Annotated in this window: 17 protein-coding genes; 12 read left to right on the top strand and 5 right to left on the bottom strand. The window is 63.0% G+C overall.

Annotation, left to right across the window (positions count from 1 at the left end):
- The first annotated feature begins 119 nt into the window (after nt 1-119).
- The 7 genes from ileS to C4S68_RS03620 all read left to right on the top strand — a co-directional run bounded on the left by ileS (nt 120) and on the right by C4S68_RS03620 (nt 10022).
- Nucleotides 120-2999: an isoleucine--tRNA ligase gene (gene ileS, locus C4S68_RS03650; protein ID WP_103932163.1), complete on the top strand. Its 2880-nt coding sequence runs from the start codon at nt 120-122 to the stop codon at nt 2997-2999.
- Nucleotides 2999-3502, top strand: a complete 504-nt coding sequence (gene lspA / locus C4S68_RS03645; protein WP_103931625.1) for a signal peptidase II — start codon at nt 2999-3001, stop codon at nt 3500-3502. The genes ileS and lspA overlap by 1 nt, the downstream gene beginning before the upstream one ends.
- Nucleotides 3503-3578: 76 nt before the next feature.
- Nucleotides 3579-6716 (top strand): excinuclease ABC subunit UvrA, encoded by a 3138-nt coding sequence (gene uvrA / locus C4S68_RS03640; protein ID WP_103931624.1) that lies wholly within the window; start codon nt 3579-3581, stop codon nt 6714-6716.
- Entirely contained in the window at nt 6716-8083 is a 1368-nt protein-coding gene (locus tag C4S68_RS03635; protein WP_103931623.1) for a tetratricopeptide repeat protein, read from the top strand. Before uvrA ends, C4S68_RS03635 begins: the two co-directional genes overlap by 1 nt.
- Nucleotides 8084-8201: 118 nt before the next feature.
- Nucleotides 8202-8636 carry a hypothetical protein gene (locus tag C4S68_RS03630; protein WP_146071994.1) on the top strand — a complete coding sequence of 145 codons (435 nt, stop codon included), beginning with the start codon at nt 8202-8204 and terminating at the stop codon, nt 8634-8636.
- Complete coding sequence (locus tag C4S68_RS03625; RefSeq protein WP_103931621.1) at nt 8633-9220, top strand: hypothetical protein; 588 nt, start codon at nt 8633-8635, stop codon at nt 9218-9220. The genes C4S68_RS03630 and C4S68_RS03625 overlap by 4 nt, the downstream gene beginning before the upstream one ends.
- Before the next feature lie 178 nt (nt 9221-9398).
- Nucleotides 9399-10022, top strand: a complete 624-nt coding sequence (locus tag C4S68_RS03620) for a M48 family metalloprotease (protein WP_235011407.1) — start codon at nt 9399-9401, stop codon at nt 10020-10022.
- A gap of 14 nt (nt 10023-10036) precedes the next feature.
- On the opposite strand, the gene C4S68_RS03615 is transcribed toward C4S68_RS03620, so the two are convergent.
- On the bottom strand, nt 10037-10948 hold the full coding sequence (locus C4S68_RS03615) for a prolipoprotein diacylglyceryl transferase (RefSeq protein WP_103931619.1): 912 nt from the start codon (nt 10946-10948) through the stop codon (nt 10037-10039).
- Between the two features lie 115 nt (nt 10949-11063).
- Here C4S68_RS03615 and hpt point away from each other — a divergent pair, with 115 nt between their 5' ends.
- Nucleotides 11064-11630 (top strand): hypoxanthine phosphoribosyltransferase, encoded by a 567-nt coding sequence (hpt, locus tag C4S68_RS03610; RefSeq protein ID WP_103931618.1) that lies wholly within the window; start codon nt 11064-11066, stop codon nt 11628-11630.
- A 119-nt stretch (nt 11631-11749) separates the two neighbouring features.
- Here hpt and C4S68_RS03605 read toward each other — a convergent pair whose 3' ends face one another.
- Nucleotides 11750-13120 carry a sugar porter family MFS transporter gene (locus tag C4S68_RS03605; RefSeq protein ID WP_103931617.1) on the bottom strand — a complete coding sequence of 457 codons (1371 nt, stop codon included), beginning with the start codon at nt 13118-13120 and terminating at the stop codon, nt 11750-11752.
- A gap of 177 nt (nt 13121-13297) precedes the next feature.
- Here C4S68_RS03605 and C4S68_RS03600 point away from each other — a divergent pair, with 177 nt between their 5' ends.
- The 3 genes from C4S68_RS03600 to C4S68_RS03590 are packed head-to-tail and all read left to right on the top strand — an operon-like array spanning nt 13298 to nt 18441.
- The gene (locus C4S68_RS03600; protein WP_235011325.1) at nt 13298-15919 is read left to right on the top strand and encodes a M1 family metallopeptidase; all 2622 of its coding nucleotides are present in this window, start codon (nt 13298-13300) and stop codon (nt 15917-15919) included.
- 18 nt (nt 15920-15937) lie between these two features.
- Entirely contained in the window at nt 15938-17284 is a 1347-nt protein-coding gene (gene aroA / locus C4S68_RS03595) for a 3-phosphoshikimate 1-carboxyvinyltransferase (protein ID WP_103931615.1), read from the top strand.
- Nucleotides 17284-18441 carry a glycosyltransferase family 4 protein gene (locus C4S68_RS03590; protein ID WP_235011324.1) on the top strand — a complete coding sequence of 386 codons (1158 nt, stop codon included), beginning with the start codon at nt 17284-17286 and terminating at the stop codon, nt 18439-18441. Before aroA ends, C4S68_RS03590 begins: the two co-directional genes overlap by 1 nt.
- Here the strand turns inward: C4S68_RS03590 and C4S68_RS03585 are convergent.
- The 3 genes from C4S68_RS03585 to C4S68_RS03575 form a co-directional block, all read right to left on the bottom strand.
- On the bottom strand, nt 18429-18956 hold the full coding sequence (locus tag C4S68_RS03585) for a bifunctional nuclease family protein (RefSeq protein WP_103931614.1): 528 nt from the start codon (nt 18954-18956) through the stop codon (nt 18429-18431). The genes C4S68_RS03590 and C4S68_RS03585 overlap by 13 nt on opposite strands.
- 40 nt (nt 18957-18996) lie before the next feature.
- Nucleotides 18997-20391: a tRNA (N6-isopentenyl adenosine(37)-C2)-methylthiotransferase MiaB gene (gene miaB, locus C4S68_RS03580; protein WP_103931613.1), complete on the bottom strand. Its 1395-nt coding sequence runs from the start codon at nt 20389-20391 to the stop codon at nt 18997-18999.
- Nucleotides 20392-20562: 171 nt separating this feature from the next.
- Nucleotides 20563-21513 carry a transcriptional regulator gene (locus C4S68_RS03575; RefSeq protein WP_103931612.1) on the bottom strand — a complete coding sequence of 317 codons (951 nt, stop codon included), beginning with the start codon at nt 21511-21513 and terminating at the stop codon, nt 20563-20565.
- A gap of 480 nt (nt 21514-21993) precedes the next feature.
- On the opposite strand from C4S68_RS03575, the gene zwf reads away from it, so the two are divergent.
- Nucleotides 21994-23397, top strand: a complete 1404-nt coding sequence (gene zwf / locus C4S68_RS03570; RefSeq protein WP_103931611.1) for a glucose-6-phosphate dehydrogenase — start codon at nt 21994-21996, stop codon at nt 23395-23397.
- Nucleotides 23398-23471: the final 74 nt, after the last annotated feature.

Genomic DNA, 23471 nt, shown 5'->3' with positions numbered 1-23471 from the left:
TGTTTCAGGGTTTCGAACCGCATCCCGACTACAATAAGGGTTTGGCTGCCTGGCTGTGGCGCTCCACCGTGGAGCCCCGCCAGTGCGTGCACCCTGCAGGAGAAGAAACGAGCAAGCGGATGGCAGACGGCGAGAAGAACAAAGGTCTTAAGGGAACATTGAACCTGCCGCGGACGGAGTTTGCCATGAAGGCAAACCTGCCGCAGAACGAGCCCGCGCGGCTGGAAGGCTGGGACAACTCCGGCCTGTACGAGAAGATTCGTGCCGCTCGCGCCGGCGCGCCGAAGTACATCCTGCACGATGGCCCGCCGTACGCAAACGGAGCCATTCACCTGGGCCATGCTCTGAACAAGTGCATCAAGGATTTCGTGGTGAAGACGAAGACCATGGCTGGCTTCGATTCGCCCTACGTGCCGGGCTGGGACTGCCATGGGCTTCCCATCGAGATCAAGGTGGACGAGCAACTGGGCGGCAAGAAGCTGGAGATGGACCCGGTAGCGGTCCGCAAGGCCTGCCGCGAATATGCAGCGAAGTACGTCGACCTGCAACGGTCGCAGTTCAAGCGGCTTGGCGTCTTCGGGCGCTGGGACAAGCCGTACCAGACGATGGACTTCCCCTACGAGGCGAAGATCCTCGAAGCGTTCTATGGCTTCTATGAGAGGGGATTCGTCTACAAGGGGCTGAAGCCGGTGTACTGGTGCTCGCACGACCGTACGGCGCTGGCCGAGGCGGAGGTGGAGTACGAGCAGCACACCTCGCCGAGCGTGTATGTGCGCTACAAGCTGACCTCGAAGCCGGAGGCGATCGATCCGCGCCTGAAGGGCAAGGATGTGTACACGATCATCTGGACGACGACACCGTGGACGCTGCCGGCGTCGATGGCGGTGGCGTTCAACCCGGAGATCGACTATGTTGCGATGCAGGCTGAGGATGGCGTGGTCTACGTCGTGGCCGATGCGCTGCAGGAGGCGACTCGCACTGCTTGCAGCATTGCCGTCTGGACCGAGATCGCTCGGTTCGAAGGTGCGAAGCTCGATCGCGTGACGTTCCAGCATCCCTTCCTGGATCGCTCGATCCTTGGCGTCAACGCGGACTATGTGACGACAGAGCAAGGTACGGGTGCGGTGCATACGGCTCCTTCGCATGGACCGGATGACTTTGCGACCGGCGTGAAGTATGGCTTGCCGCTGGTGTGCAACGTGGATGCGCAGGGCAAGCTGCAGAACTACGAGGGCATGCCGTTCGATGGCTTGTTCGTGCAGAAGGCGAACCCGATCATCATCGAGCTGGTGAAGGAGAAGGGTGCGCTGATGGGTCGGCATGACCTGGTGCACTCGTACCCGCACTGCTGGCGTTGCCACAAGCCGCTGATCTTCCGCGCGACGGAGCAGTGGTTCATCTCGATGGAGACGCCGGTGCTTTCGCCCAAGGAAGGCACGGCGCAGACGACCTTTCGCCAGCGTGCGCTGGATGAGATTGCGGGTGTGACCTGGGACCCGGCGTGGGGACAGGACCGCATCAGCAACATGATCGCGACCCGGCCGGACTGGTGCATCTCGCGGCAGCGCATCTGGGGTGTGCCGATCGCGGTGTTCCTGTGCGACAAGTGCCACGAGCCGCTGAACGATGAGGCGATCAACAGGTCGATCGTGGAGCTTTTCGCGAAGGACGGCGCCGATGCCTGGTATGTGAAGGAACCTTCAGATCTGTTGCCAGCGGGGACGGCGTGCAAGAGCTGCGGCGCGGTGATGCAGTTCCGCAAGGAGATGGATATCCTCGACGTGTGGTTCGAGAGCGGTGCGAGCTGGCATGCGGTGCTGGAGACCGAGCCGGAGCTGAGCTTCCCTGCCGACTTCTACGTTGAGGGCGGCGACCAGCATCGTGGCTGGTTCCACTCATCGCTGCTGTGCGCGGTGGGCATGCGCGATGCGGCGCCGTACGAGATGGTGGCGACCTGTGGGTGGACGCTCGACGAGCAGGGCCGCGCGTTCTCGAAGTCCCTGGGCAATGGCGTCGATCCTGTCGATATCGCGAAGCGGCTTGGCGGTGAGATTGTCCGGCTGTGGGTTGGCTCGGTGGACTTCCGCGAGGATGTAGCTGCCAGCGAGAACCTGATGCAGCGCGTGAGCGAGAACTATCGCAAGCTGCGCAACACGCTGCGCTTCCTGCTCTCGAACCTGGCAGACTTCGATCCTGCCCGGGACAGCATTGCGTTTTCGGCAATGCAGCCTTTGGACCAGTACATCCTGGCGCGTACGGCGGAGCTGGATGCGGCGATTCGCAGGGCGTACGACGAGTTCGAATTCCATCGTGCCTATCAAGCGCTGAATGAGTTCACGAACACGGACCTGAGTGCGTTGTATCTCGACGTGGTGAAGGACCGGTTGTATACCTATGCGCCGAACAGCGCGGGCCGGCGCAGTGCGCAGACCGCGATGTGGCGGATTGCGGAAGCCATGACGCGGCTGATCGCGCCGATCCTAAGCTTTACGGCGGACGAGGTGTGGCAGTTCCTGCCGAAGGTTGAGGGACGTCCGGAGAGTGTGCACCTTGCGCTCTTCCCTGCCATCGACGAGATCGTTCCGGGATCGGTTGAGCGGCTGGAGAAGGAATGGGAGCAGCTGCTGCGGGTCCGCGAGCAGGTGAACCTTGAGCTGGAGGCGCTGCGCAACTCGAAGGCGATTGGCAAGGGGCTTGATGCTGCGGTGACGGTGATCGTTACCGAGGGCTCGCCGGAGCAGGACGTCTTAGTGAAGTATGAATCTGCGCTCGCCGAGTTCTTCAACGTCTCGCAGGCTAGCGTGCAGGCCGTGGGAGCGAGCAAGGATGCTGCTGCCATCGTGATCGAAGCGAAGGTGGCTGGCGGCACGAAGTGCGAGCGTTGCTGGCGCGTGGTGCCGGATGTAGGCAGCGATGCTCGCTGGACCAAGGTGTGCGGCCGCTGCGCCGAAGCGCTCGACGCGATTGGGTTCTCAGATGTGGATGGAGGCGCGGCCTGATGTCGACTTCACTCCAGACACGGCGCGATGCGCGTCCGCTGCTCTTTGTCCTTTCAGCACTGGTGATCGTGCTGGATCGTCTCTCGAAGCTTTGGGTGATCAAGCACATTGCTCCGGGACGCAACATCGCTGTGATTCCGCGGGTCTTCCGGCTCTCTCATGTGCTCAACACGGGCGCAGCGTTCTCGATGTTCGACGAAGCGAAGAACCCGGATACGGTGCGCTACATGCTCATCGGGTTCTCGTTGATTGCGGCGCTGGTGGTCGTGGGGTTGATCTGGAAGCTGGGACGGACGATCAACGTGACGTCGATTGCACTGGCGCTGATTCTTGGCGGGGCTATCGGGAATCTCTATGACCGCTGGAAGCTGATGCACGTGATCGACTTCCTGGAGGTGCACATTTATCACTACCACTGGCCTGACTTCAATGTGGCGGACTCCGCGATTGTGGTTGGCGCTTGTTTGCTGCTGATCGAGATGTTGCGACCGCAAAAGAGCTAGGGCACAGGGATTAGGGATTAGGGATCAGGGATTAGGGATTAGGGATTAGGGATTAGGGATTAGGGATTAGCAGAGATTGAACGACAAGATCACAATTCGGGGAGCTCGTACGCACAACCTCAAAGGCATCGATGTGGACATTCCACATGGTGCGTTGACGGTGGTGAGCGGCGTGTCGGGCTCGGGCAAGAGCTCGCTGGCGTTCGATACGGTGTATGCCGAGGGACAGCGGCGCTATGTCGAGTCGCTGTCGGCGTATGCGCGGCAGTTTCTGGAGCGCATCGAGAAGCCTGACGTGGACTTCATGGATGGGCTGGCTCCGGCGATTGCGATCAAGCAGAAGAACCAGACGCGCAACCCGCGCTCAACCGTTGCGACAGCGACGGAGATCTACGACTACATGCGGTTGCTGTACGCGCGCTGCGGCACGGTGACGTGCCTGCACTGCGGCGGCATCGTGCGGCGCGACACGGTCGACGAGATTGTGGCGCGAGTGCTGACGCAGCCGGAAGGAATACGTGCGTACGCACTGTTCCCGATCTTCCGGCGCGAGGTGAAGCTGGAGTCGATGGATGGTGTGGCTGCTCCTGAGGGCATCGACACTGAGGGCGAAGAGAGTGCCCCGAAGAAGCGCGCGACGAAGACCACAGCTGCGAAGAAGGCGGCGAAGGTTGTGAAGCCAGCGGCGGAGGCTTCGACTGATTCGTTGACCGACGCGTTGCGCGAACGGCTTGGAGAGCTGCGCAAGCGTGGCTTCAATCGACTGTGGCAGCTCGAATCAGGGGGCGACACGCGCGGCAAGATCGTGGAGTTCTCGACGCCGGAGTCGCTGTTGGAGCTCGACTTTGCGGCGGCTCAGGGCGACAACCCGGAGCGGCCAATCTTTGTGCTGGTGGATCGTCTCGCTCTGTCGGCAGATATACGGTCGCGGCTTGTGGACGCGATTGAGACAGGCTATCGCGAGTCCGGCGAGATTGTGTTTCGCACGGTGCCAAGGGAGGACAACGAAGAGCCGAAGGTGTTGCGGTTCTCTTCGGCGTTCACGTGCGTGGATTGCCATCGAGCGTATCGCGAGCCGGAACCGCAGCTGTTCAGCTTCAACAATCCATTTGGCGCGTGTCCACGGTGCCAGGGCTTTGGCAACACCATCGACTTCGATCCGGGGTTGATCGTGCCGGACAAGACGAAGACGCTCGATGAGGGTGCGATCGATCCGTGGACGAAGACGAAGTATCGCGCGTGGCATGGTGAGATGAAGCGGGCGGCGAAGGCCGCGCATATCTCCGTCGATCTGCCATGGTTCGACCTGACGCAGGCGCAGCGCGACTTCCTCTGGGAGGGCGGCAGCGGCTGGACAGGTGTGCGTGGGTTCTTCGCAGAGCTGGAGCGCAAGAAGTACAAGCTGCATGTGCGCGTGTTTCTTTCGAAGTACCGTGGCTATGCCACATGCCCGGACTGCAAGGGCCAGAGACTGCGCGCCGAAGCTCGCGCGGTGGTGCTGGCGGATTGGGTGTCCGGTAAGGCTGGCTCGGGCGCGACGAAGAACATCTGCGAGGCCTCTGCGCTGACGATCACGGACGCGAAGAACTTCTTCAACGCTCTGCAGCTGACGCCTTCGCAGGAGGAGATTGCCGGCAAGATCCTCGAGGAGGTGCGGCAGCGCATCGGGTTCCTGGAGCAGGTGGGACTGGAGTACCTGACGCTGGATCGGCTGAGCTCCACGTTGAGCGGTGGTGAATCGCAGCGCATCCAGCTGGCCAGCTCGCTGGGATCGCGGCTGGTGGGTGCGCTGTATGTGCTCGATGAGCCGTCGATTGGCCTTCATACGCGGGACACCGCGAAGCTGATCCACATCCTTGAGGATCTCCGCGATTTGGGCAACACCATCATCGTTGTCGAGCATGATCCCGATGTGATCCGCGCGGCGGATTACATGCTCGACCTCGGTCCGGGTGCGGGTGAGTTGGGCGGCAAGCTGCTGGCAGCGGGAACCGTCGACGAGATCAAGAAGAGCGAGGCTTCGATCACGGGCCGGTATCTGAGTGGGCGTACGCAGATCGCTGTTCCGAAGCACCGGCGTGAGCCGGGCCGTGAGAGGTTGATTCTGCGCGGTGCTCGGGAACATAACCTGCGCGGCGTGGATATCGAGATTCCTCTGGGCATGCTGGTGTGCGTCACAGGCGTGTCGGGCTCGGGTAAGTCGACGCTGGTGCACCAGGTGTTGTATCGGGCGCTGGCGCAGTCGCTGGGCCAGGGCGAAGAGGGGCAGAAGGATCTTCCGGCGCATCTCTTCCGCGAGCTCACGGGAACGCAGTACCTGAACGATGTGGTGCTGGTCGACCAATCGCCGATCGGACGCACACCGCGTTCGAACCCCGTGACATACATCAAGGCCTTCGACGCGATTCGCGAGCTGTTTGCTTCGCAGCCGGACGCCAAGCGCAAGAGCCTCACGGCTGGAAGCTTCAGCTTCAATGTGCCCGGTGGGCGCTGCAACGTCTGCGAGGGTGATGGCACGGTAACGGTCGAGATGCAGTTCCTCGCCGACGTGGAGCTGCCCTGCGAGGAGTGCAACGGGACACGCTACAAGGCGGCGATCCTCGAGGTGAAGTACAAGGGCAAGAACATCCACGATGTGCTGGGCATGACGGTACGCGAGGCTCTGACGTACTTCGCCGGTCATCCGAAGATTGTGGACAAGCTGGCGGTACTGGACGAAGTGGGCCTGGGCTACGTGCGGCTGGGACAGTCGGCGACGACGCTCTCGGGCGGCGAAGCGCAGCGCGTGAAGCTGGCGACGCATCTTGCCAACGCTCGCGGCGGAGCTTCCGGCGGTGCTGTGGGTGTTCGGGGCGAGGCCAAGCGGGCGGCGAGCCGGATGCTGTACATCCTGGACGAGCCGACGACTGGCCTGCACTTTGAGGACGTATCAAAGCTGCTGGTGGCGTTCCGCAAGCTGATCGATGGAGGCGGTTCCCTGCTGGTGATCGAGCACAATCTCGACGTAATCAAGTGTGCGGACTGGATCATCGATATGGGGCCGGAGGGTGGCTCGGGCGGTGGTTCGGTGGTGGCCACCGGAACGCCTGAGGACATTGTGAAGGTGAAGGAGTCTCACACTGGGTACTGGCTGGCGCCGGTGCTGAAGGGCGAGATCTCTCCACGTGCCGCGTTGAAGCAGGAACGCGCGACGGAAGAGCAAGAGGTAGCTTGATGGGTTGGTCAGTTCGCCGTATGGCGAGAGGCGCGGCGTTTGGTTCTGTTCTGAGCGCGGCGGTAGGTTTCGGCCTGAGCGCGGTTTCAGGAGAAGCCCAGGCGCCACCGCCCGGAGCGCATCGTCCGGACGAGGTTCGCGAGGATGCTACGACCCAGGTTCTCCGCGAGGCTGAGGCAGCGCTGGAGAAGGGCGACACCCGAACCGCTGAGACCAAGCTGCAACAGCTGGCAGAGAAGAAGCCGAACGATCCGCAGGTGCTCTACGACCTGGGATACGCGCAGGAGTCGAACGACGAGAATGACGCTGCGGCCAAGTCCTACGCCGCGGCAGTCGCGGCGGACGGTGGGCTGGCGCAACCTCGGCTGGCGCTCGGTCTGCTGGAAGCTCGTTCGGGCAAGTCCGACGAGGCACGATTGCAACTGACGGCGGTTGCCGGGATGAAGACTGCCGCTCCCGACCTGCGTGGCCGAGCACTGCGCGCGCTCGCCAGGCTGGACGCCACCGCCAATCCGGCACAGGCCTCCGACGAGCTGCTGGCAGCGGTGCGGTTGACTGGCGAGATGTCCGGGGACAGCGCTCTTACGGCTGAGCTGGCGGAACGTTCCGGCGATGCGGCTGACTCGGAGGCAGCGTACCGGCGCGCGCTGGCGGCGAATCCGGGCAACGTCGATGCGACGGTTGGGCTCGCGCATGTGCTGGTGAGGGAGGGACGCAACGCCGACGCTGAGGCGGTGCTGCAGCCTGTGCTGGACAAGCACTCCGATGACCCGCGGCTGGTAGCGCAGATGGCATCTGCGCTGGCGGCGGACGGCAAGACGGACCTGGCGATTCCGCTTGTGGAGGGCCTGCGGGAGCGATCGCCCGAGTTTGCCGCTGATCCGGCGATGACGCGCCTGCTGGCACAGATCTATTCCCTGGCAGGGGAGGGCCCCAAGGCCGAACCGCTGTACCGCCAGATGGTGGCAGCGAATCCGGGCGATCCGTCACTGAAGGACGCGCTGGGAGGGCTGCTGGTGAAGGATCAGAAGTACGCGGAGGCGGAGAAGGTGCTGGCCCAGGCCGTGAGTGAGCGAGCCGCCTTCCACAACGATCAGGACTGGGGTGAGGCCGCCGGACACCTGGCCTTTGCCGCCTCCAGAAACGGGGATCCGAAGACGACGTTGCAGGCGCTCTCCGCTCGTGCTACAGTGCTTCCCGAATCGCCAGCTACGCTGTTCCTCGAGGCAACAGCGTACGATACCTTGCATCAGTATCAGCAGGCAGCAAAGACATATCGGGCCTTTCTGGCTGTGGCGGACGGCAAATTCCCCGACGAGGAGTTTGAGGCGCGCCATCGGCTGGTCGCACTGAAGTCGATGAGGTAAAGCAAAGTCGACTCCGTCGTCACCAACAAGGCGTCACCCGGGGAGGTGCGCTATGGTCGATCGGCAGTTTGCAGGAGCAACACATCGGGCCAGTCAGTGGGCAGGATTCGGGCTGGCATTGAGCATTCTGGTGGCTGGCGGCCCAATGGCACGGGCGGCGTCCTCTCCAGATGAGCCTCTGCTTGATGCTCCCGCGCTCGCATTGCTTGAGCAACGGGCGGACGAAGCCAAACCACAGGAGCAATGCTTCCTCTACACCGAGGTCCTTCACGGCCTGACCGAGGCCGCTGGCCGAGCCATGGCTGCAGGCGATGAGGCTCAGGTCGCAGAGACGATGGGCCGCATCGATCGGGTGATGCACAAGATCGACGGGGCCTCTGCTGGCAATGCGCGTCGGTTGAAGAACGCGGAGAAGCTGATGGAGCACACCGAGCGCCGGCTGTCGGACATGGCGCGTGCGGCGACCAGCAACGAGCAGGCCGCGGTGCAGGCGACGCTGACGCAGCTGGGCAAGCTGCATGCAACGATGCTGCGGCTGGTGTTCTCGAAGTGAGGCACCAGGCCCATATCCTCGCCACGCTGTTGCTGGGCGTCCTGCTGGGCGGCACCCTGGCTGGTCCGCCCAGGCTGCGCGCGCAGGCTGGCGAAGGTGTCATGAGCGAGAAGGAGGTTGATGCCCTTCGCGACGCCGCCTATGAGCCGCTGGGGCGCATCGCAGCGTACGTGAAGATCCTGGATGACCGGCAGCGATGGATCGATGATCTGGTCCATGGGCCGAAGCATCTCTCGACGCCGGACGATCTGCATGATGCGATCGACCAGTTCGCGCAGATTGCCGATGAGCTGAACGATAACCTCGACCAGCTTGCTCAGCGGCATCGCGATGTGCGCAAGGCCCTACCCAAGCTGGTGGAAGCCACAGAGCGGTGGTCGACTTCTCTGCGTGCTGCCGCAGAAGACGAACACTTCAACGTGGTCCGGAGGATCGCGCTGGACGCAGTGAAGGACACGCGGCAGATCGCCGTGCAGCTGAAGACAGACCAGGAGGCCTACTTCAAGGCGCATCCTGAAGCGGAGAAGGCCGAGAACGATCGAAGAAACGCTCCTCATGCTCCGACGGCCCGGGGCGAACATTAGGCCATCTTGTGCTTCGCTGACGGGCTAGTAGACTTCCATCCGATCAATGCGCTGGCGGTGCCGTGGAAGCCGCACATGTTAACCTTGTATACGCGTGCCCACTGCTCTTCCCCCCGTCTCTGAAGCTGTCTATGCGGTCTTCGCGGAGGCGTATCGTGACCTTCGTCCGCGAGCGCCCATGCCGCCGATGGAGATCAAGTTCAGGCGCTTCACGAGCCTGAATACGACGATCCGGCTGCGGGAGGGGCGTCTGATTGTGCGGTTGTCGGACCTGCTTGAGCACTCGCCAGAGAGCATTCACCAGGCGATCGCGCACATTCTGCTGGCGAAGCTGTATCGCAAGCCGATTGAACCTTATCTCGCCGACCGCTACCGGCGCTATACGCAATCGGAGCCGGTCGCGAAGCAGGCGGAGCGCATCCGGCAGGATCGCGGGCGGAAGCGCATCACGACGTCGAAGGGCCATGTGTGGGATCTCGACGAGGTCTTCGAGTCGATCAACCAGCGGTTCTTCCACGGGCTGCTGGGTCGTCCGACGCTGACGTGGAGCGAGCACGCAGCGCGGCGTATGCTGGGCCATTACGACGCGGCCCACAATACGATCGTGGTGAGCAAGGTATTTGACCGGCCGGGCACACCGCGGTATGCGATCGAGTACCTGCTGTACCACGAGATGCTGCACCTGAAGCATCCGGTGCGAGTACGCGCAGGACGGCGATGCGTGCATTCGCGCGAGTTCCAGGCCGAGGAACGTCTGTTCCCGGAGCTGGCGCTGGCGCGGGAGTATCTGAAGCGGTTGTAGCGATCGTCCCGGCGCTACGCTGTCGCTTCCCTTGCCTCGGGAGACAGCGGTACTGGCTCGATGGCGAGGTTTCTTCGCGAGGCCAGAATCACAATGAGGCCGAAGAGGATGCTGCCAAGCGAGGCCACCTGGGCATTCGAGAGCGTGTGCCCGAAGTAGAGTCTCGGATTGACGCGGACGAACTCAACGAGAAAGCGGCCTACCCCGGCGAGCGCGAGGTAGAGGCCGGTCATCCAGCCGAGCGGGCGGGCCTTCGAGGCTAACGTCCACAAGAGCCAGAAGAGCAGCAGGCCGAAGAAGAGCTCGTAGATGGGCGTGGGCTGGACGGCGGCGGTGGGCGGCGTAGGCACCACCAGGGCGCGATGGTACTGGTCCGGCCCGTTCATCATGTGCACGCCCCAGGGGAGTGTGGTGTTGACGCCGTAGTCACCATCGCCGGAGGTGAGGCAGCCGATGCGTCCGACGCCGTAGCCCAGCGCTGCCGCTGGAGCCGCAAGGTCCAGCATGCGAAGCGCAGCGCGAAGGCCGGTGAGGCCGTTCGGCTTCACGGAGGCTCCGCAGGCCATGAGCGTCGCAATCGCAGCAAGCAGGCCACCGTACCAGGCAAAGCCCGCCTGGAACCAGTGCAGAAAGTCCATGACGACGTCGACGGGGCGCTGCCACGCGGGAAGATTGGAGGCGTGCAATGGCAGCAGGATCTGACGCCAGGCTTCGGCAAGCTGGGCCGGGTCTTCGAGCTCATGCCACGCTTTGGCGCCGAGGATGCCCGCGAGAACGACGAGTGCGACGACGTTGAGGGCGTCCGTGGAGACACCGTTGCGGACAAAGTTCTTATGCAGCACGATGGTCGCGCAGACTGCGGCGACCCACAGCAGGAGACCAAAGGTGCCGACGTGGATCGACCCAAGATTGAGATACGGATACATGCATCTTTGAGTATACGGAGCGTGCGAACAGCGGAGCGAGAGGAGCGATAAACGCTAGTTTTCCTCAGATCGAGGGTCGCCATGCCGTCGGGATTTCGCTAGGCTTGATCTCGCTATGGCGACTTCACCCCTCCCACCGTACCTTGCGCCCGCTTCCATGGACGTCCTCTTCTCCAAAGAGCAGATCGCTGAGCGTGTTCAGGCGATCGGCAAGCAGATCTCGGAAGAGTATGACGGCCAGTCGATCGTGCTCATTGGCGTGCTGAAGGGCGCCGCCATCTTCCTTGCCGACCTTGCCCGCTCGATTACCGTCGACAACACCTTCGACTTCGTGGCGGTCTCCAGCTATGGCCGTGCCCGCGTTTCGTCGGGCGCGGTGAAGCTGATCAAGGACATTGACAACCCGATTGAGGGCAAGCACGTGATCATCGTCGAGGACATCCTCGACACAGGCCTGACCCTGAGCTACCTGCGCCAGCTGATGCTGCAGCACAAGCCGGCATCGCTGAAGATCGCGACCTGCCTGGACAAGCCGGAGCGCCGGCTGGTGCCGATCGAGGCCGATTATGCGTGCTTCAAGATTCCGAACCGGTTCGTCATCGGCTACGGCATGGACTATGCCGAGCGCTACCGCGGTGTGGATGACATTCGCCTGTACCCGGACACGCCTCCGGGACACTAGGATTTTGGTGTAGCAAAGGGCCGTCCCAATGGGGACGGCCCTTTTTGCGTTGGGGATGGATCGCCTGGAACCCACGTCTCGGAAGCGAGACGTGGGGCACCCCCAATCGGTGCAGGAACCTAGACGATCTTGAGCTTCTTCTGCAGCTCTTCGAGCGAGACCTGCTTGGTCTCCGGGAAGAAGAAGAGTACGACGACAAATTGCAGGGCCATCATGGCGGCGAAGAAGACGAAGGGGGCGCCCCCTCCGGACTTCGCGGCAACCAATGGAAACGCATACGAGACGATGGCGTTGAGCACCCAGTGCGTACCGGAGCCGAGGCTCTGGCCCTTGTTGCGGACGCGAGTTGGAAAGACCTCGCTGATGTAGACCCAGATAACCGCGCCCTGGGAGATGGCGAAGAATGCGATATATGCCACCAGCGCCCAGACCAGCAGGTTCTGGTGACTGTGCGTGGAAAAGATGACAGCGACGAACGCCAGGCAAGCTGTTGTTCCGACCGCGCCAATCAGCAGCAAAGCCTTGCGGCCAAGTCTGTCGATGAGGAGCATACCGAGAAGCGTAGCCAGCAGGTTCATCGTGCCGATGGCCACGGCCTGCATGTTGGCGGACACCTGGCTGAAGCCTGCGGCCGCGAAGATGTCATTGAGGTAATAGAGGATCGCGTTGATGCCGCTGAGCTGATTGAACGCGGCGACAGAGAACGCGAGGAACATCGGGACGGCATAACGGAAGCGGCCATTGAGTCTCTCAAAGAGGCTGGCCTGCCGGCCGGAGATCTCGAGGTGCAGAGATTCCTTGAATTCGTCGATCTCGGCCTGCGAGTCGGGCGAGCCCATGAGCTCGAGTACCTCGCGAGCTTCGTCGAAGCGGTCTTGTGTGGTGAGCCAGCGCGCCGACCGCGGGATGGTGTAGAGCAGCGCCATGAAGATGGCTGCGGGCCCAGCGGCGACGCCAAGCTCCCAACGCCACTCGAGCGGGCCCAGGTGAGCGAGGCTGATGAGGTAGTTCGACAGGTACGCGAGCAGGATGCCCACGACGATCATGATCTGAAAGGTGCCGACGAGGCGGCCGCGGATCTTTGCGGGGGCGAGCTCTGCGATGTAGACCGGGCCGAGGACGGAGGAGCCACCGATACCGAGTCCGCCGAGGAAACGAGCCGCGAGGAAGATGCCCCACGCCGGCGAGAGAGCGCAGCCTACTGCCGAGAGCAGGTAGAGGATCGCGGTGAGACGAAGCATCTCGCGCGAGCCGTACTTCTGGCCGAGGGAGCCGGCGGTGAGCGCTCCGATGACCGTGCCCCAGAGCGCGATGGAGACGGTGATGCCGAGCTGGGAGACGGTGTGACCGTGCCACTGCACATTCTGGAGCCCGAAGGTCGAGGTGAGGCCGTGGTTGGCGCCCGCGATGACGGCGGTGTCAAAGCCAAAGAGGAGCCCGCCGAGCGCGCCCACCATCGTGCTGCGAAGAACATACGAGTTCAGTTTCATGGCACCTGCAAACGGGAAGTCGGATCATTGTCGCCACGGAGGTGGCGTTTGGGCAAGCGATCTCTGACGACGGTTGTGATAGCGCTATCACAACCGTTGGCAGATGCATGTACCGCGCGGTGAGGATAGCATCGAGCTTGAACCAGAGAAAACGGGAAATGGGCGGAGGACGCAACGGTGCGTTTCGGAACGTGGTGTGTGGCGACGATGGGGATCCTGTTGGGCAGCAGCACAGCGTGGGCGGCATCTCCTGGCCCCGGAGTTTCGCGGACGCTGGCACAGGAGCGCGCGGCACGGGTGCACGATGTGCGATATAGCCTGCAGCTTGTCTTGCGAACGCACCAGGATTTCATCGTCGGCTCCGAGAGGCTGCGCTTTAGCCTTGATCCCAGTGGCGCGGCCGAGGATCTGGCACTCGACTCTCGCGGTCTTCGCATCGCACGACTCGATGTCAATGGAACGATCGCAAACGGCGCCGAAACTGACGGCCATCTGATTCTCCCGGCAAAGCTATTGCACACCGGCGAGAACATAGTCGAGATGGCATTTGTCGCCCCTGTCGCCACCGCTGGCACAGCCATTACCCGTTTCGACGATAAAGACGACGGCAACGAGTACCTCTATTCCCTCTTCGTGCCCATGGACGCGAGCATGGCGTTCCCCTGCTTCGACCAGCCGGATCTGAAGGCGCAGTTCACGCTGCAGATCGATGCCCCAGCGGCCTGGACGGTGATTGGCAACACGAAGCCGGAGGTGAGCGAGACGCGTGAGGGCCAGCAGCGGTGGATCTTTCCGGAGTCGAAGCCGATCTCGACGTATCTGTTCGCATTTGCGGCTGGGCCATGGGCGAAGCTGGCAGGACAGCCGGGGGAGCCGGACCTGTATGTGCGGGCGTCGCAGCTCGCGAAGGCGAAGATCGAGGCGCCAGCGGTACAGAAGCTCACCGCCGAAGGACGCAAGTGGCTGGAGCAGTACTTCGCGCAGCCGTATCCGTTTCCGAAGTATGACCTGGTGCTGATTCCCGGCTTCGCCTTCGGAGGCATGGAGCATGCGGGCGAGACGTTTCTGAAGGAAGAGAGCGTGCTGTTCCGCGTGGCGCCCACGGCCAGCGAGCGGTTCAATCGCGACGTGACGGTGCTGCATGAGCTGGCGCACCAGTGGTTTGGCGACCTGGTGACGATGCGGTGGTTCGACGACCTGTGGCTGAAGGAGGGCTTCGCGCAGTACATGGCCTATAGCGCGATGGCTTCGCTGCATCCCGAGACGAATCCGTGGAAGCATTTCTACGAGAGCATCAAGCCGGCGGCGTATGGGATCGACGAGACGCTGGGCACGACGCCGATCTACCAGGATGTACCGAACCTGAAGGACGCGAAGAGCGCGTATGGCGCGATCGTGTACCAGAAGGCGCCGTCGATCCTGAAGCAGCTGGAGTTTCGGCTGGGGCATGAGGCGTTTCGCGATGGGCTAAGGATCTATCTGCGTGAGCATGCGTATTCGAATGCGACATGGGCGGACCTGGTGGATGCGTTTCATCGCGCGAGCGGTCAGAATGTAAAGAGCTGGGCGGATGCGTGGGTGTTGCGGCGTGGGATGCCGGAGATTTCGGTGGCCTGGAGCTGCGATGCGCGAGGCAAGCTGGCGAAGCTGACGCTGTCGCAGCAGGACGTGCTGCAGGATGGGTTCGTGTGGCCGATTGCGAACGAGGTGCTGCTGGCTCCGATGGACCCTGCGGGAAAGCCCGAGACCTTGCGCGTGGACTGGGCGACGCAGAGTTATTCGGTGAAGGCGGCCATTGGAAGGCCTTGCCCGGCGTATGTCTTTTCCAACGCGGGCGATGAGGGCTATGGGCGGTTTCTGGTCGACGATCGCTCACGGGCGGACTTGCAGGGCCGTCTGCTCGATGACCGGGCGAGCTTCACTCCCCTGCTGCGCAGCATGGTCTGGGGAGCGCTGTGGGACCAGGTGCACACGGTTCGCTGGGCACCGCGCGAGTACGTTGCGCTGGTGCAGAAGAACCTTCCCACGGAGGACGATCCGGATCTTGCGCGGGCGCAGGGCGGACACGCCATCACAGCAATGCATCGCTACCTGAGCGCAGGTGCGCGGCAGCCACTGGCCGCATCGCTGGAGTTGGCGATGACGCAGCGCATGCTCCATGCACCGACCACGGATCTGGCGCTGATCCACTTTAGGCTTCTGACTGCAGCCGCGGAGACCGAAGCTGGTCGAACAACGTTGAAGTCCATGCTGGCGGGCACGCTGAAGGTGCCAGGCGTCGAGTTACGGCCACTGGATCGCTGGAACCTGGTGGGCAAGCTGGTGGCGCTGGGCGATCCTGACGCACCGGCGCTGCTGGCTGCCGAGCAGAAGCGCGATCCTTCCGGCGATGGGCAGAAGTACGCCTGGACGCTGGCGGCAGGCAGGCCCGATCCGGCGACCAAGGCCAGCTACTTTGCGGCCTATCAGCAGCTGCCGGGAACACCCGGCGCGAAGCCGGAGGACTGGATCTCGTCCAGCCTGGGCAGCTTCAACGCGTGGAACCAGACGGAGCTCACCGCGCCCTATCTGCGACGGGCACTGGATCAGCTTCCGGAGATCAAGAAGGACCGCAAGATCTTCTTCCTGGGTGGATGGCTGGGGGCTTTCCTCGATGGCCAGACGAGTGCGGCGTCGCTAGAGGTGGTGAAGGATTGGACGGCGCAACCGGGGCTCGATCCGGACCTGCGGCGAAAGGTGATCGAGAATGCGGACGAACTGGAGCGTACGGTACGGATCCGGACGAAGTATCCCCAATAGCGCGGGTAAAATACAGGGATGGCAACCGCAACAGAGACCACGTCGTCGCACTCGCACACCACGTCCGTAACGCAGATCGTTCGCCCCGCGCGCAGCTTCCGGGGCTCCCTGATGCTGCCGGGAGACAAGTCGATCTCGCACCGCTACGCCATGCTGGCGGGTTATGCCGAGGGCACGACGAAGCTGGAGAACTTTTCGAGCGGACAGGACCCGCACAGCTCGCTGGGCTGCATGAAGGCGATGGGCGCGAAGGTCGAGTTCGACGGTAAGGACATCCACGTGACCGGCGTGGGCGGCAAGCTGCAGCAGCCTGCCGGCGACCTCGACTGCGGGAACTCCGGCTCCACGATGCGTATGCTTGCGGGCCTAGTGGCTGGGCAGCAGGGCGAGTTCCGGTTCATCGGGGATGAGTCACTGACGGTGCGGCCGATGGAGCGCATCCGCAAGCCGCTGGAACTGATGGGCGCGAAGATCGACCTGACGGAAGGCCACGCGCCGATGACGATTCACGGGGCTTCTTCGTACGGCGGGTTGAAGGCGATTGATTTTGAATCGCCGATTGCGAGCGCGCAGGTGAAGACGGCGGTGCTGTTTGCGGGGCTTGAAGCGGCAGGTACGACATCGATCGCGGAGTCGGTACGGACGCGCGATCACTCCGAGCATGCGCTGCGGGCCTTTGGCGTGAAGCTGGAGCGCAAGGACAATCGGCTGCACATCGAGGGCGGCCAGAAGCTGAAGGCCATCCACTCGGTGACGATCCCGGGCGACATGAGCTCGGCGGCGTTTTTCCTTTGCGCAGCGCTGCTGTTCGAGGACTCGAACCTGGTGCTGGACTCGCTCGGCGTGAACCCGACACGCGCGGCGATGCTGGATGTGGTGACGGCGATGGGCGGCGTGGTGAAGGTCCTCGATGTGCAGGAGCAGCACGGTGAGATGGTGGGCACGATCCAGGTCAATCGCGGACACGAGGGACTGAAGGGCGTGGACATCTCTGGCGAGCTGGCAGCGCAGCTGATCGACGAGCTTCCGGTGATCGCCGCGATTGCGCCGTTCAGCCGCGACGGTGTGAAGATTCGCGATGCGCGCGAGCTGCGGGTGAAGGAGTCCGATCGCATTGCGCTGGTGGTGAAGAACCTGCGCGCGATGGGCGCCGAGGTGACCGAACACGAGGATGGCATGGACATCCCCGGCGGCCAGACGCTGCGCGGCGGCGTGGTGGATTCGGGTCTCGATCACCGCATCACGATGGCGTTCTCGATCGCCGCGCTACGGGCGCAGGGAGAGACGGAGATTCATGGCGCAGAGGCTGCCAGCGTTTCGTTCCCCGAGTTCTACACCTGGCTGGATGAGCTGGCGGTGCGCTAGTGCCGGGGGCTGATGCTCCTTTTGACATACGTGAATCTCCCGGTCCTATCGACCTGTTCATCACCGAGGTTGAGCAGTTTGGCGGAGCGGAGAGGAGCCTACTGGCCCTGGCGCGCTGGCTGCATGGTCATGGCCGTAGGGTGCAGGTGCTTTGCTACGTCGATCGTTGCGGGCTGGGGCACTATGCGGAGTTCCCGCTGCCCGTGAAGCAACTTCTGCCGGAAGGCGGAAGCGTGGTGGCGAAGGTACGGGCACTGCGAACGTATGTGCGTGGCTTGTCGAAGGAGGGCCCTCGCATACTGGCTTCGGGGTATCAGCCAGCGTTGCATCTCACGCTGGCCGGCGCCAGGGGATTTCATTGCCTGATGCATGACACGCCGGCGCTCTTCTCTGATGCAGGTAGTGGAGGCGTCAAGGCGAAGCTACGGACTGCGATTTCAAACACGATCATTGGGCGCGGCATGCGTCGTGGCGGAACGATGATCGTGACCAGCGAGTTCCTGCGCGACGATTGCCTGCGGGAGTTTGGTGCACCCGCGGTCATCGCCAGGATGGGCGGTCTGGGCGCTCCGCGGGGGTTCCAGCGGCGGCTTGCAGTGCACGAGCTGCGGCTGCTGTCGGTGTGCCGCATCGAAGCGAACAAACGCATCGAATGGATGCTCGAGTCCTTGGCGGAGCTTGAGCGCGGGCCGGAGCCACTGTCGGCAAGCATCGACTGGAGGCTCGATCTCGCAGGTCGTGGAGCGCTGTTGCAGGCGATGCAGGCGCGCGCGCAAGAGCTTGGACTCGACGCACGGGTGACCTTCCACGGCTTTGTGCCGGACACAGAGCTGGAGCGAATGTACGACCGCGCGCATGCCTTCCTGATGCCGGCAGTGCAGGGCTACGGGATTCCGGCCATTGAAGCGCTGGAGCGCGGGCTGCCGGTGCTGCTGCATCGCGAGTCCGGGGTGAGCGACATCCTGCTCGAGACGCCATGGGCGGTGGTGATGCGCGGCGGCCAGGAAGAGATGACGCCTGCGCTTCGCAAGCTCATCCATCTGACAAGAAGCGAGACCGTGCTGAATGCGCCGGAGCCGGTACTGCCGAGCGAGGATGGCTGGGCGGAACAGGTCGCGCTCCTGTGCGGCTACGTCGGTCAGGGCTACATCTTGTAGCGGCCCATATCGTCGTCGTTGAGGCCTTCGAGCCAGCGGCGGAGTTCCTCGGACGGCGTGGCGCTGGCGCTCGACGTGGCCTCCTTCGCGTGGTCGAAGACGGACCTGGAGACGAAGATGGGGCAGTCGGAGCGAAGAGCCAGGGCGATGGCGTCAGATGGCCGCGCGTCGATGGCTACCGATTCGCCGTTCTGGTCCAGCCACACGGTGGCGTGGAAGGTGTCTTCGAGCAGCGCGCCGACGACGACGCGGGAGACGCGGCCGTTGAGCCCGCCGATGAGGTTGCGCATGAGGTCATGCGTCATGGGCCGGGGCATCGTGGACTTTTCGATTTCGAGATAGATGGCGTTGGCTTCGAAGAGGCCGACCCAGATCGGAAGCACCACTTCGCCGGAGAGGTCGTTGAGGACCACGATGGGTTGCCGCGTGGAGGGGTCCATCATGAGGCCGCGGATGCGGACCTCAATCTCCTGTTCGGTGGCAACTGTCTCCGACTTGAAGCCCGGAATCTGCATGCGAAGAGTCTACTCCGAGGAGCGGGTGCAGTGAACTGCGTTAGCCCGCAGCCGAGGTAAAGCGTGCGTTGAGCGCCTGCTGCGCGAGAAGCGCGGGCGACGCGGCCTTGGGTCGCGAGGCCGCGAATCCTGCCAGCGAGCTGGGGAATATCTTGTCGATGCGGACATCGAGATAGCTGCCCATTGGCGGCGGCTCGATGCCGGGCTCCATCGTGAAGTTCACAGTCTTGTTCTGCGAGCTGCGGCCTGTGAACTGACCTCGCGGGTTGAGCGTGTTGGATTCGACCATCACCTCGACGAGCTCGTCCATGTGGCGTGCGTAGTGTTCGCGCTGGATCTCACGCTGCCGGGCGTTGAGGATGGCGAGGCGCTCGACCTTCACCTCCTCCGGAATCGCGTCGTGCATGTGGATGGCCGGCGTGTTGGGGCGGGGCGAGTACTTGAAGCCGAAGACGCTGTCGTACTTTGCCGCGTCGAGCAGGGTGATGGTGTCTTCGAAGTCCTTGTCCGTCTCGCCGGGGAAGCCCACGATGATGTCCGTGGTGATGGAGATATCGCGTTTGGCGGCCTGAATCCACGCGATGCGCTCGAGGTACCACTCGCGGGTGTACTCGCGCTGCATGGCCTTGAGGACGTTCGAGGAGCCGGACTGCACGGGGAGGTGGATATGGTCGCAGAGCACGGGGCGCTCGGCGATGGCGTCAACGATGTCCTTGGTGAACTGACGCGGGTGCGAGGTGGTAAAGCGCACGCGCTGGATTCCCGGGACCTCGCCGACGGCGGAGAGCAGGTCGGCGAAGTTGCGCTTGCCGCTGGGATCGACGTAGCTGTTGACGTTCTGGCCGAGGAGCTGGATCTCGGTGTAGCCCATCTGGGCGATGCGCTGAGCTTCGGCGAGCACGCTGGCCGAGGTGCGCGAGCGCTCCTTGCCGCGGGTGTATGGCACCACGCAGTAGGCGCAGAACTTGTCGCAGCCTTCGATGATGGTGATGTAGCCGCGATGGGGATTGTTGCGGGCGGTGAACTCGGTGTCGAAGGTCTCGTCGGTATCACGGTCATCGAGGCCGGTGATGCGCTTCTCGCCGGCTTCGAGTCGGTCGAGCATCTGCGGGAGATTGCGGTAGGACGACGATCCGGCGACCAGCGTGACATGCGGGGCGCGATCAAAGATCTTGGTGCCTTCCTGCTGGGCGACGCAGCCGATCACGGCGAAGCGCTTCCCTTCTCCCTGCAGACGCTTGTAGACATCGAGGCGATGGAAGACCTTCTGCTCGGCCTTATCGCGGATGGAGCAGGTGTTGTAGAGGATCAGGGAGGCGTCGGCCTCGTCGATGACCTGGGTATAGCCCTCCTGCAGCAGCGTGCCGACGACCTTTTCGGAGTCGTGGGCGTTCATCTGGCAGCCAAAGGTTTCGATGTAGAAGGTGCGCGACATGGGCGAGGGGTATCCGGTTCAACGAGACTGCGTGCTGGCGTGCGGTCAAGCGCGATCAGCACTTTGTCTATTGTAGCCGCGCCAGGTGTCCGAAGGCGCGCGCTTCCGGGACTCGGCTGGTCCGCCTATAACGACGGAGGTCATGGATCTTCGATAGCTTCCGGTGGGGCGTTAGCGAGCAGCGACGAGGGCGGCGATCCTGCGCCGCTCCATCACGGCCTCGCGCGGGACGGGAACGTTGCTCGAGCTCAACCTGCGGCCGAGCTTCATCATCAGGCTGGAAGCGATGGCCTTGGCGCGATCCCGTGCGGGAAACTGTCCGGGAATCGAGGGCGTGACGCCAACCTTGCGGAGGAAGTGATTCGCGCGGTAAAGGCTCGCGTGGACGGCATCGCGGAGATGAAAGACGATGTTGAGCGAGATCGACACCTCGGGACCATTCAACAGCCAGTGCGGGGTGTTGGCGGGAATGTGCAGTCCTGAGCCGGGCGCGATCGTTGTGATGTTGGCGCGGCTCTCGTATTGCGGCTTGTAGCGCGGGGCGCGCCGGTCTACAGCATAGAAGCGCTCCAGTTCTTCCTGGGGAAGGATGCTGGTGTCTTCGCGGTCGAAGAGGTGGATGGACTTGGCGCCACCGACCTGGAAGATCCACGAGCAGTCGCTGTCGACGTGGTACTCGGTGACACGATTGGGAGAGGTGACCAGCAGGATGGCCTCGAAGGACTCGATCCGCCGAAGGAGGTCGTTGGTGCCGGCGCCGGCGAGCGACAGAGCGTCGAGGACCAGAGCTTCCATGATCTGCCGGTAGCCATCCTGGCGCTCGATATGGCGAAGCGTCACGGAGGCATCCGCCTGGTTGATGAAATGCAGGAGGCGGGCAGCGTAGTCCCGCGTCGGAGGCGGGCGATGGCTGCGGTTCTCGCGGGTCTCGATGACGCCCTGGTTGTAGTCCACGTCCGAGGGAGCGCTGGATGCCATCGCATCGGCCAGTTCGATGAGTGCGCTGAGTTGCAGCAGGGGATGGTCGCGCAGAGTATGAGCCACCTCGAAGGGCCGCAGGTTCAGGTCCCGCTCAAAGACCCCGCGCTCACACTCGATGACTCTTCCAATGCTGTAAGGCATGGGCCCCTCTCCTTGCAAGTCACTACAGGGTCGATCCTACGGATTCGAGAGGGCTTCGGTATGACACGAACGGGGTGCGCGTCCCACTGCAGATGCACGACATAATACGCGGCCTGTCGAACGCTCGAAGCGACGCGAATTCGCTGGTATGTCAACGGTTTGCGAGGCCCAGCTGAAAGTGCAGTGCTGGTGCGGAGATTTCGATCTGCACCTGCCACGGAACTCCTTAAAGCGATGTCGCGAAGGGGCCTCGCACACGTTACCGAGGCACTCAGGCCAACGCCTTTCGGCACGTGCGCATGGGGCATGACCTTTGTAATAGCTGCGCCTGCAGCTTCGGCACGAAAGGGGGGCTGCGGGCCAACCAGTTTGAGTTCTGGCGACGAAGCCCCCACACCCGTCCGGGCATCTATGCTGGGAGAGAACCACCTCACCGGACATCATGTCCGGTAAGGTGGAAGACTCCCGGAGGTCGTGTACATGAGCAAGACGCAGTCGGACGCGCTGGTTTTCTTTGGCGCCACCGGAGACCTGGCTTACAAGAAGATCTTCCCAGCCCTGCAGGCGATGGTGAAGCGCGGCTCGCTGGACGTTCCGGTGATCGGTGTCGCCAAGGCAGGCTGGAACTTGGACCAGTTGAAGGCGCGGGCCCATGACTCGCTGGAAAAGCACGGTGGGGTGGACTCGGCGGCGTGGGAGAAGCTGAGTTCCCTGCTGCGCTACGTGGATGGCGACTACGCCGAAGCTGCCACCTTTGCCGAGGTCAAGCGCCTGCTTGGGGATGCAAAGTGCCCGTCGCATTACCTGGCGATTCCTCCGGTGATGTTTGAGAAGGTCGTCGAGCAGCTAGTGGCCTCCGGAGCGTCTCAGGGCGCGAGGATGATCGTCGAGAAGCCGTTCGGTCACGACCTGGCCTCGGCCCGGGAGCTGAATCGCATCCTGCTCAGCGCGTTTCCAGAATCCTCCATCTTCCGCATCGATCACTACCTGGCCAAGGGCCCGGTGCACAACCTGGTGAGCTTCCGCTTCGATAACAGCTTTCTCGAGCCCATCTGGAACAGCAAGTACATCGAGAGCGTGCAGATCACGATGGCCGAAGACTTCGGCATCCAGGGGCGCGGGGCGTTCTATGACCAGACCGGCACGATCCGCGACGTCGTGCAGAATCACATCTTCCAGGTGCTTTGTAACGCTGCCATGGAGCCGCCGGCCTGCAACGACTCCGAGTCGATCCGCAACGAAAAGGTAAAGGTTCTGCGCGCCATGCAGACCGTCCATCCAGAGGACGTGATGCGCGGGCAGTTCAACGGCTACCTCGATGAGCCGGGCGTCGCGAAGGACTCCGACGTCGAAACGTTTGCTGCGATGCGCGTGGACGTAAAATCGTGGCGCTGGAGCGGCGTTCCGTTCTATATCCGTGCCGGAAAGCAGATGCCTCTGACGTGCATGGAGGTACTGGCACGCCTGAAGCGGCCCCCGGAGACGTGGATCAACGAAGATCCCGGTCCGCAAAACTATATTCGCCTGCGGATCAGCCCTGAGATGACGATTGCGATGGCCGTGAGCGTGACGAACCCAGGCAAGCCGGGCCGCGCCGGAGTGGAGCTTGTGGCCTGCCGTCACTCTCAGCCCGAGGAGATGGAAGCCTACGAGCGCGTCCTTACCGACGCCATGGCGGGTGACCCAACGCTGTTCGCGCGTCAGGACTACGTCGAAGAGGCGTGGCGGATCGTGGATCCGGTGCTGGCGGCCCATACGCCACTGCGTTCCTATGAGCCGCATACGTGGGGGCCGACGAGCGAGCGCACAACACCCCCGGGGGGTTGGGAGGTGCCGCAGGGCGCCGAGCCTGAGGACTTCCGGATGATTCCTGCCGGGATGTAAGACACCGGCTGGCGTTAGGATGGCGGGAAAGGTATATCGATGATTCGCGTTGCTGAGATTCATTGTGCTGTTTC

Origin of the sequence: Bryocella elongata, assembly GCF_900108185.1 — a bacterium.
Classification (GTDB): Bacteria; Acidobacteriota; Terriglobia; order Terriglobales; family Acidobacteriaceae; genus Granulicella; species Granulicella elongata.
The sequence above is the reverse complement of the archived record's forward strand: the minus strand, read 5'-3'. Positions and strand labels throughout refer to the sequence as shown.

Coding starts and splice junctions, on each gene's coding strand:
- ileS (WP_103932163.1), top strand. CDS start 120: ATGGCAGACGGCGAGAAGAACAAAGGTCTTAAGGGAACATTGAACCTG.
- lspA (WP_103931625.1), top strand. CDS start 2,999: ATGTCGACTTCACTCCAGACACGGCGCGATGCGCGTCCGCTGCTCTTT.
- C4S68_RS03635 (WP_103931623.1), top strand. CDS start 6,716: ATGGGTTGGTCAGTTCGCCGTATGGCGAGAGGCGCGGCGTTTGGTTCT.
- C4S68_RS03620 (WP_235011407.1), top strand. CDS start 9,399: ATGCCGCCGATGGAGATCAAGTTCAGGCGCTTCACGAGCCTGAATACG.
- C4S68_RS03615 (WP_103931619.1), bottom strand. CDS start 10,948: ATGTATCCGTATCTCAATCTTGGGTCGATCCACGTCGGCACCTTTGGT.
- hpt (WP_103931618.1), top strand. CDS start 11,064: ATGGCGACTTCACCCCTCCCACCGTACCTTGCGCCCGCTTCCATGGAC.
- C4S68_RS03605 (WP_103931617.1), bottom strand. CDS start 13,120: ATGAAACTGAACTCGTATGTTCTTCGCAGCACGATGGTGGGCGCGCTC.
- aroA (WP_103931615.1), top strand. CDS start 15,938: ATGGCAACCGCAACAGAGACCACGTCGTCGCACTCGCACACCACGTCC.
- C4S68_RS03585 (WP_103931614.1), bottom strand. CDS start 18,956: ATGCAGATTCCGGGCTTCAAGTCGGAGACAGTTGCCACCGAACAGGAG.
- miaB (WP_103931613.1), bottom strand. CDS start 20,391: ATGTCGCGCACCTTCTACATCGAAACCTTTGGCTGCCAGATGAACGCC.
- C4S68_RS03575 (WP_103931612.1), bottom strand. CDS start 21,513: ATGCCTTACAGCATTGGAAGAGTCATCGAGTGTGAGCGCGGGGTCTTT.
- zwf (WP_103931611.1), top strand. CDS start 21,994: ATGAGCAAGACGCAGTCGGACGCGCTGGTTTTCTTTGGCGCCACCGGA.